A 14,257-nucleotide genomic window follows, 5' to 3' on the forward strand; every position below is an offset into this window, starting at 1 on the left:
GCCGCAGCTATCGGTGAACGAACTCGTGAGCTGTACAACCCGGGGGCGCTGTACATAGAGTGACCCCCCGAGCCGTCAGACGTGGATTGAGTTGTCGTCCACGCTGTTATGACTAAGGATGGGGAGACTGTGCTTCGAACCCGAGGTATGCGCAGAGCAGTAACTGCTCTCGCTGTTGCCGCAGCAGCCGCAATGGCAGTGCCGGCCCAGGCGAATGCGCAGCCGACGCCGCCGCCCGTGCCCGAAGGCATCCCCGTGGAGATGCTCGCATCGTTCGCACCCGCGATCATCGGCGCAGCCGCTGGTACCGAAGACATCGCCGCAGGACCTCAGGACGCGATCCTGGACCAGGCCCGCATCCTCCTCGAGTCCCCCGGCATCCCGCCGGAGCTCAAGTCCACTCTCGAGCGCGTCATCACGTTCCTCGACGGCAGCGGCGGCGGCGGCCCCGAGATCCCGCAGGAGAACGCACCCGTCATCGCGCAGTTCCTCTACCCGACGATCGGCAAGGGCTGCATCGGAGAGGGCGCCGACTCCGTGGGCACCGCACTCGCGGTCCCCGGTCCGGCCCAGCTGCCCCCGCCCGGACCCAAGGCAGGTCAGGCCGGTTTCGTGTTCACCGCCCTCGGAACCAGTTCCGTTGCCGCCGAACAGCCCGAGCCGCTGACCGTGACGTGGATCAACCTGGACAACCAGCGCCGCGCCACCCAGAACCTCACCAACGAGGCCAAGATCAACCCCGACGGACCGGCAACCCTGTCGGCGATCGCGGACACCGGCCCCGGCCGCGTCCTCGCGGTCGTGTCGGGTGGACTGACCACGCAGAAAGAGGGCGCCGCGCCGATCACGTGCAGCTTCCTCCCTACCGTCGGCATGTTCCAGGTCGCGTAACTCCTCACAGCTGACGAGTGAAGGGCCCTCCGGAAAATTCGGAAGGGCCCTTCACTCACGTCTGCACCGGTTCACTGTTTGCCGACGGCACCACCGTGGTAGACCGAGGAATGCCCTCGACGCATCACACACCCGACCACTCACTGCGATCGCGACACGCCCGGCGTTCGATACTGTCGATCCGTTCGGAAGGGTCGATTCTCTCGATCGGCTCCGCCTACTCCATCCTGTCCATCGGGAGTGTCGGCTCAGTGCTCTCGATCGGGTCGGTCGGGTCGGCTGGCTCGGCACTGAGCACCGCCTCGTTCGCCAGCCTCGGGTCTGCGCTGTCGGGGCTGTCGCGGTGGTCCCTGATGTCCTGGAGGGGGTGGCACGACTCGCCGCCGGAACACCCTCACCTCACGGTCATCGCCGAGGAACCGGACCTCGCCCGGGACGCGACCGCGCACGTCCAGTCCTGACTCGGTCCGGTCAGGACGTCCGCCCGGTGCGCGGCCAGGAGTTGCCGTCGTACTTCTCGATTTCGCCGTTGAATTTCGTCAGCAGCCGGCGCAGCTCGCCCCGGTCGTGGTCGCTCCACTCGGCGATGATGCGCTCGACGCCTTTTCGGCCCAGCGCCCGGTCGGCGTGAAGCTGTTCGAGCCCAAGCGCGGTGGCCTCGACCTTGCGGGCCATTCCCCCGTCCGGGTCGGGGACGCGCTCGACGAGGCCGCGCTTCAGCAAGGCGCCGATCTGCCGGTTGATCGTCGAGATGTCGAGCCGGAAGGCCTCGGCGAGCTGTTTCAGGCTGAGCGGATGTTCCAGTTCCAGTCGTCCGAGGAGGAGGTAGGCGGAACGGTCGAGTTGGAATCCCGCCCGTTGCGCATGGGCGTGATAGCGCGACAGCAATGTCAATTCGTTCTCGACAGCAGCCGCCACCTCGTCGCGTTCGGACACCGACACCTCCCGTAGTTACCGTCATTCTGCCCGAGGCATTATTGTGCACCATACACAAGATGTGTAGCGTGCACATCCCGATCAGGACCCGTTGACGAACAGCGCGGTGTAGAGGACCGAGGCGACGGTGTACACGAAATTGACGAGCAGCTCCATGGGAGAACCTCCGGGTTCCAGAGTGAAAAGAGTGACAACAGGTAATCGGAGTTGCGCCGAGGAGCGTTTCACGCCGTCCCATCCACCGGAAAATGCCCCACCCACGAACTGAAACGTGTTCTTATTTCCGGAGGCGCTCGCACTCGGGTGCCGGACGAGAGAAGGGGATGCACACATGCCGTGGAGTCGTGCCGAGCTCGAAGAGGCCTTCGCGCACTACCAGCGAACCGTCAGCCGCTGCGTCGAACTCGGAGACTGGAACGGCTTCGCCGACCTCTTCACGGAGGACGCCGTGTACGTCGAGCACGCCTTCGGACACTTCGGCGGACGCGAGGCCATTCGGAAATGGGTCACGCGCACCATGTCGGCCTTCCCCGGTAGCCGGATGACCGCGTTCCCGGCGAACTGGTACGTGATCGACGAGGACCGCGGATGGGTCATCTGCGAGATCGACAACCCCATGGAGGATCCCGGCGACGGTTCGGAGCACGCCGCAGCGAACATCACGATCCTGCACTACGCCGGCGACAACCTGTGGTCGCGTGAGGAAGACGCGTACAACCCGATGAATTTCCTCGCCGCGGCCAAGAAGTGGTGTCGCGCAGCGGAAGCCGCCGGCACGCTACCCGACGACGCCCGGGAGTGGCTCACGAGGATGGGCGGGCAACCGGCGGCCTAGCGGTCACCACTGGCCGTAGTCGGGCTTGAGGATGTCGTTGAGATCGATACCGATCCCGTCGACGTTGCTCGCGTCGATCTCGTACTGGTGCAGGTGCGCCGACGGGTGGACGTACCCCTCGGGTGTGCCCCAGTCGTGCTGCCAGTACCACGACCCGAGGCCGGCGAGCACCGCCAGATCCAGCGTCGTGGAGTTGGCGTAGATGCCGGTGTTCGCCTTGCCGACCACCGACTCCCACCCGGCGAGGTACGGGGCGATCATGGTGAGGAAATCGGCGGGCGTGGGATTGTCGTCGATGGACGCGTAGATGGGTCGATCCTCGGAACCTCCTGCGGCGAGATGCAATTCGAGCCCACGCTCCGCGTGCCGCTTGCCCGCCTCGAGACCGCCGCGCCAATCGGCCGTCGGACCCTTGCCGAACTGATAGCACGAGACGACCGACAGTCCGGCGTCGAGCAACGCCTGCGCCTCGTCGGCGAGCATCGGCTTGCCTTCCATCCATTCGGCGCCGGGACGGCGGTCGGACACGTAGCGGATGGCGCCGGCATAACCGGCCTCGAGGATGGCGTCCGCCGACGGCACCCCACCGGCGTAGTCGATCAGGATGCCGAGACTGTCCGCCTTCGCGACGGCGACCGAGGACGTGGTGGACGTGAGCGCCGCGATCCCGGCCACGGCGGATCCCGCTGCCGCGTACCGGAACAGGTCTCTCCGAGAAATCTGCACTGTGGCCCCCATATCCGATCGGTCGCGCTCCGGCGTGTCTCCGACATTCACTCTCGCTCAGTCGGTATGTTGTCCGGTTTGCATTCCACCACACTCACACGGGTCCCGCCAGCCACTTGGACTACATCCGTCACATCGGACACTCGCGACCCGCGCGGCGCAACGCGTCAGCGGAAGAACACCGCAGCCTGCTCGGCCAGATCGAGTGCCCCCTGCGGCAGGATTCCGAGCACCACCGTCACCACCACTCCGACGGCGATGGCCGCGGCGGTGAACATGCTGGGCACCACGATCGTCGGGGCGTCGCTCTGCGGCTCCGAGAAGAACATCAGGACGATGACGCGGACGTAGAAGAACGCCGCGATCGCGCTGCTGACGACACCGACGAGGACGAGCGGAACGGCACCGCCCTCGATGGCGGCCTGGAAGACCGCGAACTTGCTGACGAACCCACTCGTCAGCGGGATTCCGGCGAATGCGAGCAGGAACAGTGCGAAGACCCCGCCGACCAGTGGCGAACGCCGACCCAGCCCCGCCCACCGCGACAGGTCCGTCGCCTCGCCCCGGCTGTCCCGCACCAGGGTGACGACGGCGAACGCGCCGAGTGTGCTGAATCCGTATGCCAGGAGGTAGAACATCGTGGACGACAGACCCGCCCGGTTGGCCGCGATCAGACCGGTGAGGATGAAGCCGGCGTGCGCGACCGACGAGTACGCGAGCATCCGCTTGACGTCGTTCTGCGTGACGGCCATGACCGCACCGACCACCATGGTGAGGATGGCGACGCCCCACATCACGGGCCGCCAGTCTGCGCGCAGGTCGGGCAGAGCCACGTAGAAGATGCGCAGCATCGCGCCGACGGCCGCGACCTTGGTGGCCGCCGCCATGAAGGCGGTGATCGGAGTCGGCGCACCCTGATAGACGTCGGGAATCCACGAGTGGAACGGGACGGCGCCGATCTTGAACAGCAGGCCCACCGACAGGAGCGCGGTACCGATCAGCGCCAAAGTCTTGTCGTCGGCGCCCCGGGCGAGCGCGTCCGCGATCCGCGGCAACTCGACGGTGCCCGCGTAGCCGTACAGCAAGGCCACACCGAACAGGAAGAATGCCGACGAGAACGCCCCGAGCAGAAAGTATTTGAGGGCGGCCTCCTGCGACAGGAGACGGCGACGCCGCGCCAGCCCGCACAGCAGATACAGGGGCAGCGAGAGCACCTCGAGCGCGACGAACATGGTGAGGAGGTCGTTGGACGCCGGGAACAGGAGCATCCCGCCGACCGCGAACAGGGTGAGGGGAAAGACCTCGGTATGCCCCGGGGCGTTCTTGGTGGCCTCCCATTCGGCGACACTGCCGGGGACGGCGAACGCCTGCGGGGTGAAGGCGTCGGTTCCGCCTTCCGGCTCGGCTCCGCTCGCGGCCGTGACCTCCGCGGTCGCCACTCGGACCCCACTGTCGACGCTCCGCTCGGCGATCAGCAGGATCGCGGGTATCGAGATCAGCAGGATCGTCCCCTGAAGGAACAGCGTCGGACCGTCGACGGCCACCGCGCCCCCGACTGCGGAGTCGCGGGTCCCGGCGAGCATGACGACGGCCACGAACGCGGCGGTGAGTCCCCCGAGCGCGAGGACGAGATGGCTCGAGTAGCGGCCGCGCCGGGGCAGGAACGCCTCGACGAGCACACCGGCGACGGCCACACCGAACACGATCAACATGGGTGCCAGCTGACCGTATTCGATGTCCGGCGCTCGCAGCGTCGTGGACTGGGCGAGTACGAGTTCGGAGGTACTCATCGGTGTGTGCCTCCCTCTGGGTCCTGCCCGGCGACGGTGGGTGCAGGATCGTGCTGACCGACGGTGACGAGGACGTGGCCCACCGCGGGGGTGATGACGTCCAGCACGGGCTTGGGGTAGACGCCGAGGACGAGCAGCAGGGCGATCAGCGGTGCCACCACCGCGATCTCACGGCGCACGAGATCGCGGACGGTCTCGTTGCCCTCCTTCAGCGGCCCGGTCATCATCCGCTGATAGAGCCACAGCACGTAGATCGCGGCGAGGACGAGCGCGAAAGTCGCGACCACGGCAGCGATCTGGTAGCGCGAGAACGTGCCCACCAGGACGAGGAACTCGCTGATGAACGGTGCCAGCCCCGGCAGCGACAGCGTTGCGAGGCCCGCCACGAGGAACGTCCCGGCCATCACCGGCGCGACCTTCTGCACGCCGCCGTAGTCGGCGATGAGGCGGGTGCCGCGCCGCGACACCAGGAACCCCGCGATCAGGAACAACGCCGCGGTCGAGATGCCGTGGTTGACCATGTACAGCGTCGAACCGGCCTGTCCCTGGCTCGTCATGGCGAAGATGCCGAGAATGATGAACCCGAAGTGCGAGATCGACGTGTAGGCGATCAGTCGCATCACGTCGGTCTGACCGATAGCCAGTACCGCGCCGTAGATGATTCCGATTACCGCCAGCACCGTGACGAACGGAGCGAAGTACGCGGACGCCTCCGGGAACATCTGCAGGCAGTACCGCAGCATGCCGAACGTCCCGACCTTGTCCACCACGGCCATCATGAGCACCGCACTCGCAGGGGTGGCTTCCACCGCGGCGCCCGGCAGCCACGTGTGGAACGGCCACAACGGCGCCTTGACCGCGAACGCGAACATGAAACCGAGGAACAGTGCCTTCAGCACGCCGGGGTCGGCGTCCAGCCCTTCGGCGACGATCACCCGGAAGTCGAAGGTGCCGCCGCCCAAGACGTCCTGACGCGCCGTCACCACGTACACCCCGATGACCGCGGCGAGCATGATCAGGCCGCCGAACAGGTTGTAGAGCAGGAACTTCACCGCGGCGTACGACCTCCCCACCCCGCCGAATCCTCCGATCAGGAAGTACATCGGGATGAGCATGGCCTCGAAGAAGATGTAGAAGAGCAGGACGTCGAGGGCGGTGAACGACACGATCACCATCGCCTCGACCATCAGCGTCAGCGCCACGTACGTGTGGGCCATCCGCCGCTGCCCGTAGTCGGGCGCGGTGTCACCGTCGTTCCACCCCGCCAGCAACAGCAGCGGCACCAGAACGGTGGTGAGGAGCACCAGGACGAGCGCTATTCCGTCCAGGCCCAGGATGTACCGGGTGCCGAACGCCGGGATCCAGGCGTGGGATTCCACGAACTGGTACTGCTCGCCGGTCGGATCGAACCGGATCGCCAGCACGACTGCCAGACACAGCACCACCACGGACACGCCCACGGCGACGGATTTCGCGAGGGCGCGCTTGTGGACGGGCAATGCCAGGACCACACCGGCGCCGACGAGTGGCAGTACCCAGAGGGCGGTCAGCCACGGGAAGCCGCTCACCACAGCCTCACCAGCATCGTGGCGACCAGGAGGGCCGCACCCGCGAACATGAACAGCGCGTACGACCGGACGAACCCGGTCTGCAGGCGCCGCACCCGCATCGACGTTCCGCCGACGAGCGCGGCGAACCCGTTGACGGCACCGTCGACGCCGCTGCCGTCGACGGTCACGAGTGTTCGCGTCAGTTCCTGCCCGGGACGCATCAGCGCCGCCTCGTTGAACGCGTCGCCGTACAGGTCCTTCCGGGCCGCAACAGTGAACGCGGTGACGTCGGCAGGCGCGACCTCGGGGATCGGCTGCCGGGCGTACTGCCGGTAGGCCACCGCGACTCCCGCGAGCACCACCACCAGCGTGAGTGCGGTGATCGCCCACACGGGCAGGGCGGGCTCGCCGTGGTGGGCACCGACCACCGGTTCCAGCCAGTGCTGCAGGGAGGAGCCGACGGCGAGTAGGGCGCCGGCGGCGACCGAGCCCACCGCGAGCAGGATCATCGGCACCGTCATCACCCCTGGCGATTCGTGTGGGTCGGCGACGGGAACATCCCCCTTTTCGTCGCCCGCCCCGGAAGCCCACCGCGGTTGTCCGAAGAAGGTCATCAGCATCACCCTGGTCATGTAGAAGGCGGTGAGTCCCGCGCCGAGCAACGTGACCGTTCCGAGGACGACGCCCTGGACGCCCTCGGCGGCGAACGCCGCTTCGATGATCTTGTCCTTGGAGAAGAAGCCGGAGAACGGCGGAATCCCGATGATGGCCAGGTATCCCAGCCCGAACGTGACGAACGTGATCGGCATGACGGTGCGCAGACCGCCGTAGCGGCGCATGTTCACCTCGTCGTTCATGCCGTGCATCACCGAGCCTGCGCCGAGGAACAGGCCGGCTTTGAAGAAGCCGTGGGTGAGCAGCAGCATGATCGCGAACGCGTACCCGGCCGGTCCCAGACCGGCGGCCAGCACCATGTACCCGATCTGGCTCATCGTGGAGGCCGCCAGCGCCTTCTTGATGTCGTCCTTCGCGCAGCCGATGATCGCGCCGAACAGCAGGGTCACCGCCCCGACGATCACCACGGCTAGCTGGGCATTCGGGGCCAGGTCGAAGATCGCGTTGGACCGGACGATCAGATACACACCCGCCGTGACCATGGTCGCGGCGTGGATGAGCGCCGACACCGGTGTCGGGCCCTCCATCGCGTCACCGAGCCAGGACTGCAACGGGACCTGCGCCGATTTGCCGCAGGCGGCGAGCAGCAGCGCGAGCCCGATCGCGGTGAGCACCCCCTCGCTGGCGGCGTCGGCACGCGTGAACACGTCGGCGAATTCGATCGAGCCGAAAGTCGAGAACATGATCATGATCGCGAGGACCAGGCCCATGTCGCCGACGCGGTTGACCACGAACGCCTTCTTCGCGGCCGCCGCCGCGGACGGCTTGTACTGCCAGAACCCGATGAGCAGGTACGAGGCGAGACCGACGCCCTCCCAGCCGACGTACAGGCCCAGGAAGTTGTCGGCCAGCACCAGCAGCAGCATCGCCGCGAGGAACAGGTTGAGGTAGGCGAAGAATCGCCTGCGCTCCGGATCGTGCGCCATGTAGCCGACCGAGTAGATGTGGATCAGCGAACCCACCCCGGTGATCAGCAGAACGAAGCACACGGACAGCTGGTCGAGTTGGAGACCGAAATCCACCTGGAGTTCGCCGACCGGCACCCAGCTGAACAGGGTCTGGTGCACGACCCGCTCGGCGGCGTCCCTGCCCAGCATGTCGACGAAGAAGACGACGCCGAGCGCGAAGGAGACCAATGCCGTCGCGCAGCCGAGGAGATGGCCCCACGCATCGCTGCGGCGGCCCGCCAGCAGGAGCACGGCGGCGCCGAGTAGGGGCAGAACCGGCAGCAGCCACACGGCCGACGAGAGCGTTCCGCTCATGCCGCACCGCCGATCGGGGCGTCGTCGTCGGGCAAAGTCACCTTCTCGAGGATGTGCGTCATCGGGGACCCGTCAGTTCTTGAGGAGGTTGGCGTCGTCGACGGAAGCCGAACGGCGGGAACGGAATATGGTCATGATGATCGCCAGACCGACCACGACCTCGGCGGCCGCGACGACCATCGTGAAGAACGCGAAGACCTGACCGTCGAGGTTGCCGTGCATCCGGGCGAACGTCACGAACGCCAGATTCGAGGCGTTGAGCATCAGTTCGATGCACATGAACACGATGATCGCGTTGCGCCGGATCAGCACCCCGGCCGCACCGATCGTGAACAGCAGCGCCGACAGGTAGAGATAGTTCTCGGGGTTCATCGCCGACCCTCCTCGTCTGTCGCACCGGGTTCGGGAGTCGCGACGTCCGCGGTGCCCAGCGCCCGCGCGGGCAGGCTCGGCCGCCGTTCGAGCGACCGGCTGACGGACAGCTCGGAGAATGTGCCGTCGGGCAGCAACGCCGGTATGTCGACCGCGTTGTGCCGCGCGTACACACCCGGACTGGGCAGCGGTGTGACCCGGGCCCCCTCGCGGACGCGGTCCTGGGACAGCTCGCGCTGGTCCTTCCGCCGCTCGAAACGCTCCCGGTGGGCCAGCACCATCGCACCGATGGTCGCGGTGATCAGCAACGCGCCGGTGAGTTCGAAAGCCCACACGTACCGGACGAACACGAGTTCGGCCAGCCCCTCGACGTTGCCTCCCGCGTTGGCCTGATCGAGACCGGTGAACGCGGAGACGGACGCACTGCCGATGCCGCCGATCAGCAGGAGTCCGAATCCCAGCCCCGCCGCGATCGCGGCCACCCGCTGACCGCGGAGGTTCTCGACGAGGGATTCGGAGGAATCGACACCGATGAGCATGAGCACGAACAGGAACAGCATCATGACCGCGCCGGTATACACCACGATCTGTACGACACCGAGGAAGAGCGCGCCCTGGGCTATGTAGAACACGGCCAGGATGATCATGGTCGTCGCGAGGAAGATCGCCGAGTAGACGGCCTTGGTTGCGCTGACCACCCCGAGCGCGCCGATCACAGCCACGGTCGCGAGGACCCAGAACTGCACACCCTCGCCCGTCGAGGTCTGGGTGAAGGGTTCCGCGACCAGTTGGACCGCGGACGGCACCGTGTTCACCACGTCGGCTCTCCTCCCGCGATCACGGCCTGTCCCCCGCCGTGTCCTCGACCTCGGACTCGTCCTGAGCCGCAGCCGCCGCTCCCCCGGTCACCGTGCCGCGGTAATAGTCCTCGGCGGTGGTGCCCGGGGCCATCGGGTGCGGCGACTCGACCATGCCGGGCTCGAGCGGGGCCAGCAGCCGATCCTTCTCGTAGATCAGGCCGGCCCGGTTGTCGTCGGCCATCTCGTACTCGTTGGTCATGGTCAGCGCCCGCGTCGGGCACGCCTCGATGCACAGCCCGCACCCGATGCAGCGCAGGTAGTTGATCTGGTACACCTGGCCGTACCGCTCGCCGGGCGAGAAGCGTTCCTCGTCCGTGTTGTCGGCGCCCTCCACGTAGATGGCGTCGGCGGGGCACGCCCAGGCACACAGTTCGCACCCGATGCACTTCTCCAACCCGTCCGCGTAACGGTTGAGCTGGTGCCTGCCGTGGTAGCGGGCCGCCGTCGGCACCTTCTCCTCCGGGTAGAACTCGGTATTCGATTTCTTGAACATCGTCGAGAAGGTCACGCCGAAACCCGCTATGGGGCCGAGGAATTTAGTCATCGCTGTTCTCCTGGGTCGATCCGGTGGAGTGCGCGCCGGTGACGGAGACGGGCGTGCGCCGGAACGCAGGCAGCGTCTGACCCGGCATCGGAGGAACCGGGTATCCACCGGCCATGGGGTCGAACGGTTCGAGTGTCTCCGGGGACAGTTCGGCGCGTCCGCGCGGCTCGACCGGCTTCTCGGCTGCGCGAACGCGACCCGGGCGCAGCCGCTTCCACAACAGCACCACCACGACGAGGGCCACGACGAGGCCCGCGACGACGAGCGCGATCGTCCGGGCGTCGTACCCCTCGTTGCGGAAGGCCCGGACGGTGGCGACGATCATGACCCACACCAGCGAGATCGGGATGAGGATCTTCCAGCCGAGACCCATGAATTGGTCGTACCGCAGCCTGGGCAGCGTGGCGCGCAGCCAGACGAACACGAACAGGAAGCCCCAGACCTTCAGCGTGAACCACAGCACCGGCCACCACCCGGAATTCGCGCCGTCCCACAGGCTCAGCGGGAACGGGGCGTGCCAGCCGCCGAGGAACAGCGTGGTGGCGAGCGCCGAGACCGTCACCATGTTCACGTACTCGGCGAGCATGAACATCGCGAAGCTCAGCGAGGAGTACTCGGTGTGGAACCCGCCGACCAGTTCGCCTTCGGCCTCGGGCAGGTCGAACGGCGCCCGGTTGGTCTCGCCGACCATCGACGTGACGTAGATGAGGAACGACGGCAGCAGCAGGAAGACGTACCAGGTGTGTTCCTGGGCGGCGACGATGCCCGACGTGGACATCGTTCCGGCGTCCAGGAAGACGGCCGCGAACGACAACGCCATCGCGATCTCGTACGAGATCACCTGCGCCGTCGAGCGCAGCCCTCCCAGCAACGGGTACGTGGAGCCGGACGCCCAGCCGGCGAGGACGATGCCGTAGACGCCGATCGACGTGGCCGCGAGGACGTAGAGGACGGCCACCGGGAGGTCCGTCAGCTGTAGTGGCGTGTAGTGCCCGAAGATCGACACCGCCGGGCCGAACGGGATCACGGCGAACGCCATGAACGCAGGTACCGCGGCGATGACCGGCGCCAGGATGTAGATCGGCTTGTCCACACCCTTCGGGACGATCCCCTCCTTCAGCGCGAGCTTGATGCCGTCGGCGAGACTCTGCAACATTCCCCGCGGGCCCACCCGGTTCGGGCCGACGCGCATCTGCATCCACGCCATGACCTTGCGTTCGGCCAGGATCGTCAGAAGCGGGGTGAGGACGAGGAACACGAAGATGGCCAGGGCCTTGCCGAGCACCAGCCACCACGGGTCGTGCCCGAACAGCGCCGGGTCGGGGTAGACGCCCTCGATCGTCACAGCGGACCTCCCGGAACCATCCCGTTGGTGCCGGCCGCCCGGCGGACGTTCACGACGTCCCCCGCCCGGGCAGCCAGTTGCGGGTAGACAGCCGATCCGGGCGAGTTGAGCGGCAGCCACACCACTCGATCCGGCATGTCGGTGATCACCAACGGCAGGGTGACGGCGCCCCGTTCCGTCGTCACGGTGACCGGATCTCCGTCACCGGCACCCGACTCGGCCGCCGAGGCCGCGGACATCCGCACGACCGGCGTCCGGGCAGTGCCCGCCAGGTGCGGTTCCCCGTCCTGCAGTCGTCCCGAGTCGAGCAGCATCCGCCAGGTGGCGAGCACCGCCTCCCCCGGCCCGGGTTCCCGCCGCGGCGGTTGCGGGTGGCCGGGCGGATCCGGGAAGTCACCGTCCCAGGCGCCGAGCCTCTCCAGTTCGCGCCGTGCGGTCGCGGCGTCCGGAAGACCCAGCGGAACACCCATTTCGCCGGCGATCGCGTGCAGCACCCGCTGATCGGGCATCGACCCGGTGGCGCGGAGGGCGGCGTCGAAATCGCGTGCGCGCCCTTCCCAGTCGAGGAAGGTGCCCGGCTTCTCCATGACCGGTGCGATGGGGAACACCACGTCCGCGCGCTCGCTGATCGCACTGTGCCGCAGTTCCAGACTCACCACGAAACCTGCCGTCGCGACGGCGGCCAACGCGGCCTGCGGGTCGGGGAGATCGTCGGCCTCGACACCGCCGATCAGGAGCGCCCCCAGCGTCTTCGCCTCGGCCGCGGCGAGGATGCCCGCGGTATCCCGGCCTGCCGTCTCCGGCAGGTCTGCGACGTTCCACACCGACGCGACCTGCCGCCGCGCCTCCGGATCGTCCACCGGTCGGCCACCCGGGAGCAGTCCGGGCAGCGCGCCCGCCTCGAGCGCACCGCGTTCGCCGGCCCGTCGCGGCACCCAGGCCAGCCGGGCCCCGGTCTCGTCGGCCAGCCGGACCGCTGCAGACAGGGCCCCCGGCACCCCGGCGAGTCGTTCCCCGACCACGATGACCGCACCCGGCCTGCGCAACAGCTCGGTGACACCGGAGTCCAGATCACCCGTGCGGAGTCCGTCGAGGACCTCCGCCTCCGCATTCGGCGCGGACCGGAGCAGCCGGCCGGACGTCTTCTCCAGGCCACGGGATGTGTACGGCGCGATCGAGTAGACCGGAACGGCCTTCGCCCGCGCGGCCTTGCGCAGGCGGAGGAAGACGATCGGTGATTCCTCCTCCGGCTCGAACGCGGCGAGAAGGACGACCGGCGCGGCGTCGAGATCGTCGTACGTGACCGCGAGTCGCTGTCCCGCCACCCGGGCGGCCAGGAACTCGGCCTCCTCGCCGGAGTGCGCGCGACTGCGGAAGTCGATGTCGTTGGTGCCGAGCGCTGTTCGCGCGAACTTCGCGTAGGCGTAGGCGTCCTCCCATGTCGACCGGCCCCCGACCAGAACACCCGCGTTGCCCCGCGCGGCGGCCAATCCCCGCGCCGCGACGGCCAGGGCCTCGGACCAGGAGGCGGGTGCCAGCGTGCCGTCGTCGCCGCGGACCAACGGGGCGGTGATCCGGTCGCGCTCGGTGGCGTAGGCGAATGCCCACCGCCCCTTGTCGCAATTCCACTCCTCGTTGACCTCGGGATCGTCGCCCGCCAACCGGCGCAGCACCTTCCCCCGCCGGTGATCGGTGCGCTGGGCGCACCCGCTCGCGCAGTGCTCGCAGACGCCGGGGCTGGAGACCAGGTCGAACGGGCGGGCCCGGAACCGGTACGCCGAACCCGTCAGCGCACCCACCGGGCAGATCTGGACGGTGTTGCCGGAGAAGTACGACTCGAACGGTTCCTTCGCGTAGATCCCGACCTGCTGCAGCGCGCCCCGTTCCATGAGTTCGATGAACGGGTCGCCGGCGACCTGCTGCGAGAACCGGGTACACCGCGCGCACAACACACACCGCTCGCGGTCCAGCAGGACCTCCGTGGACAGCGGAATCGGTTTGGGGAACGTGCGTTTGACCTCCCCGAAGCGCGACTCCGCGCGCCCGTTGGACATCGCCTGATTCTGCAGGGGGCACTCGCCGCCCTTGTCGCACACCGGGCAGTCCAGGGGATGGTTGATCAGCAGCAACTCCATCACACCCTTCTGCGCCTTGTCGGCGACGGGCGACGTGAGCTGGGTGTGGACGACCATGCCGTCGGTGACGGTCGTGGTGCAGGAAGCGAGCGGCTTGCGCTGCCCCTCCACGTCGACGAGGCACTGACGGCAGGCGCCGACCGGATCGAGCAGCGGGTGGTCGCAAAACCTCGGGATCTGAATGCCGATCATCTCCGCGGCACGAATCACCAACGTGCCCTTGGGAACACTGACCTCGACACCGTCGATGACAACGCTCACTGCGTCAGGGCTCGCTCCGCTCGCGGGCACCGGGGCTTTCACGCCCGCCCTTCCCTCGTCGCTCATTCGCTGCGC

At 67.7% G+C, this 14,257-nt stretch carries 14 protein-coding genes; 3 read left to right on the forward strand and 11 right to left on the reverse strand.

The genetic code is table 11. From position 1 onward, the window contains the following. The first annotated feature begins 108 nt into the window (after positions 1 to 108). On the forward strand, positions 109 to 891 hold the full coding sequence (locus tag ACNJ7E_RS36535) for an Rv1157c family protein (protein WP_198602241.1): 783 nt from the start codon (positions 109 to 111) through the stop codon (positions 889 to 891). Positions 892 to 1,001: 110 nt separating this feature from the next. Then, a complete protein-coding gene (locus tag ACNJ7E_RS36540; protein ID WP_280781596.1) occupies positions 1,002 to 1,352 on the forward strand; it encodes a hypothetical protein in 351 nt (116 codons plus the stop codon). 10 nt (positions 1,353 to 1,362) lie between these two features. Here ACNJ7E_RS36540 and ACNJ7E_RS36545 read toward each other — a convergent pair whose 3' ends face one another. Continuing rightward, positions 1,363 to 1,833 carry a MarR family winged helix-turn-helix transcriptional regulator gene (locus ACNJ7E_RS36545; protein WP_280781595.1) on the reverse strand — a complete coding sequence of 157 codons (471 nt, stop codon included), beginning with the start codon at positions 1,831 to 1,833 and terminating at the stop codon, positions 1,363 to 1,365. 75 nt (positions 1,834 to 1,908) lie between these two features. Continuing rightward, positions 1,909 to 2,055 (reverse strand): hypothetical protein, encoded by a 147-nt coding sequence (locus ACNJ7E_RS36550; protein WP_009479175.1) that lies wholly within the window; start codon positions 2,053 to 2,055, stop codon positions 1,909 to 1,911. Between the two features lie 103 nt (positions 2,056 to 2,158). On the opposite strand from ACNJ7E_RS36550, the gene ACNJ7E_RS36555 reads away from it, so the two are divergent. Then, positions 2,159 to 2,662: a nuclear transport factor 2 family protein gene (locus ACNJ7E_RS36555; protein WP_418342152.1), complete on the forward strand. Its 504-nt coding sequence runs from the start codon at positions 2,159 to 2,161 to the stop codon at positions 2,660 to 2,662. 3 nt (positions 2,663 to 2,665) lie between these two features. On the opposite strand, the gene ACNJ7E_RS36560 is transcribed toward ACNJ7E_RS36555, so the two are convergent. From ACNJ7E_RS36560 to ACNJ7E_RS36600, 9 genes are all read right to left on the reverse strand, one after another. Next, positions 2,666 to 3,400, reverse strand: a complete 735-nt coding sequence (locus tag ACNJ7E_RS36560; RefSeq protein ID WP_280781593.1) for a DUF1906 domain-containing protein — start codon at positions 3,398 to 3,400, stop codon at positions 2,666 to 2,668. Positions 3,401 to 3,555: 155 nt separating this feature from the next. After that, positions 3,556 to 5,178, reverse strand: coding sequence for an NADH-quinone oxidoreductase subunit NuoN (gene nuoN, locus ACNJ7E_RS36565; RefSeq protein ID WP_418342153.1), 1,623 nt, complete (start codon positions 5,176 to 5,178; stop codon positions 3,556 to 3,558). Next, positions 5,175 to 6,746 (reverse strand): NADH-quinone oxidoreductase subunit M, encoded by a 1,572-nt coding sequence (locus ACNJ7E_RS36570; protein ID WP_418342154.1) that lies wholly within the window; start codon positions 6,744 to 6,746, stop codon positions 5,175 to 5,177. Before ACNJ7E_RS36570 ends, nuoN begins: the two co-directional genes overlap by 4 nt. Then, positions 6,743 to 8,665: an NADH-quinone oxidoreductase subunit L gene (nuoL, locus tag ACNJ7E_RS36575; RefSeq protein ID WP_418342155.1), complete on the reverse strand. Its 1,923-nt coding sequence runs from the start codon at positions 8,663 to 8,665 to the stop codon at positions 6,743 to 6,745. Before nuoL ends, ACNJ7E_RS36570 begins: the two co-directional genes overlap by 4 nt. A 72-nt stretch (positions 8,666 to 8,737) precedes the next feature. Further along, on the reverse strand, positions 8,738 to 9,037 hold the full coding sequence (nuoK, locus tag ACNJ7E_RS36580) for an NADH-quinone oxidoreductase subunit NuoK (protein ID WP_005239116.1): 300 nt from the start codon (positions 9,035 to 9,037) through the stop codon (positions 8,738 to 8,740). Next, complete coding sequence (locus ACNJ7E_RS36585) at positions 9,034 to 9,855, reverse strand: NADH-quinone oxidoreductase subunit J (RefSeq protein WP_283331321.1); 822 nt, start codon at positions 9,853 to 9,855, stop codon at positions 9,034 to 9,036. Before ACNJ7E_RS36585 ends, nuoK begins: the two co-directional genes overlap by 4 nt. A gap of 19 nt (positions 9,856 to 9,874) precedes the next feature. After that, the gene (nuoI, locus tag ACNJ7E_RS36590; RefSeq protein WP_164061114.1) at positions 9,875 to 10,441 is read right to left on the reverse strand and encodes an NADH-quinone oxidoreductase subunit NuoI; all 567 of its coding nucleotides are present in this window, start codon (positions 10,439 to 10,441) and stop codon (positions 9,875 to 9,877) included. Further along, positions 10,434 to 11,786, reverse strand: a complete 1,353-nt coding sequence (nuoH, locus tag ACNJ7E_RS36595) for an NADH-quinone oxidoreductase subunit NuoH (protein ID WP_280781588.1) — start codon at positions 11,784 to 11,786, stop codon at positions 10,434 to 10,436. Before nuoH ends, nuoI begins: the two co-directional genes overlap by 8 nt. Continuing rightward, positions 11,783 to 14,248, reverse strand: a complete 2,466-nt coding sequence (locus ACNJ7E_RS36600) for an NADH-quinone oxidoreductase subunit G (RefSeq protein ID WP_418342156.1) — start codon at positions 14,246 to 14,248, stop codon at positions 11,783 to 11,785. The genes nuoH and ACNJ7E_RS36600 overlap by 4 nt, the downstream gene beginning before the upstream one ends. Positions 14,249 to 14,257: the final 9 nt, after the last annotated feature.

Source organism: Rhodococcus mengyinensis (assembly GCF_048381435.1).
Classification (GTDB): domain Bacteria; phylum Actinomycetota; class Actinomycetes; order Mycobacteriales; family Mycobacteriaceae; genus Rhodococcus_F; species Rhodococcus_F opacus_D.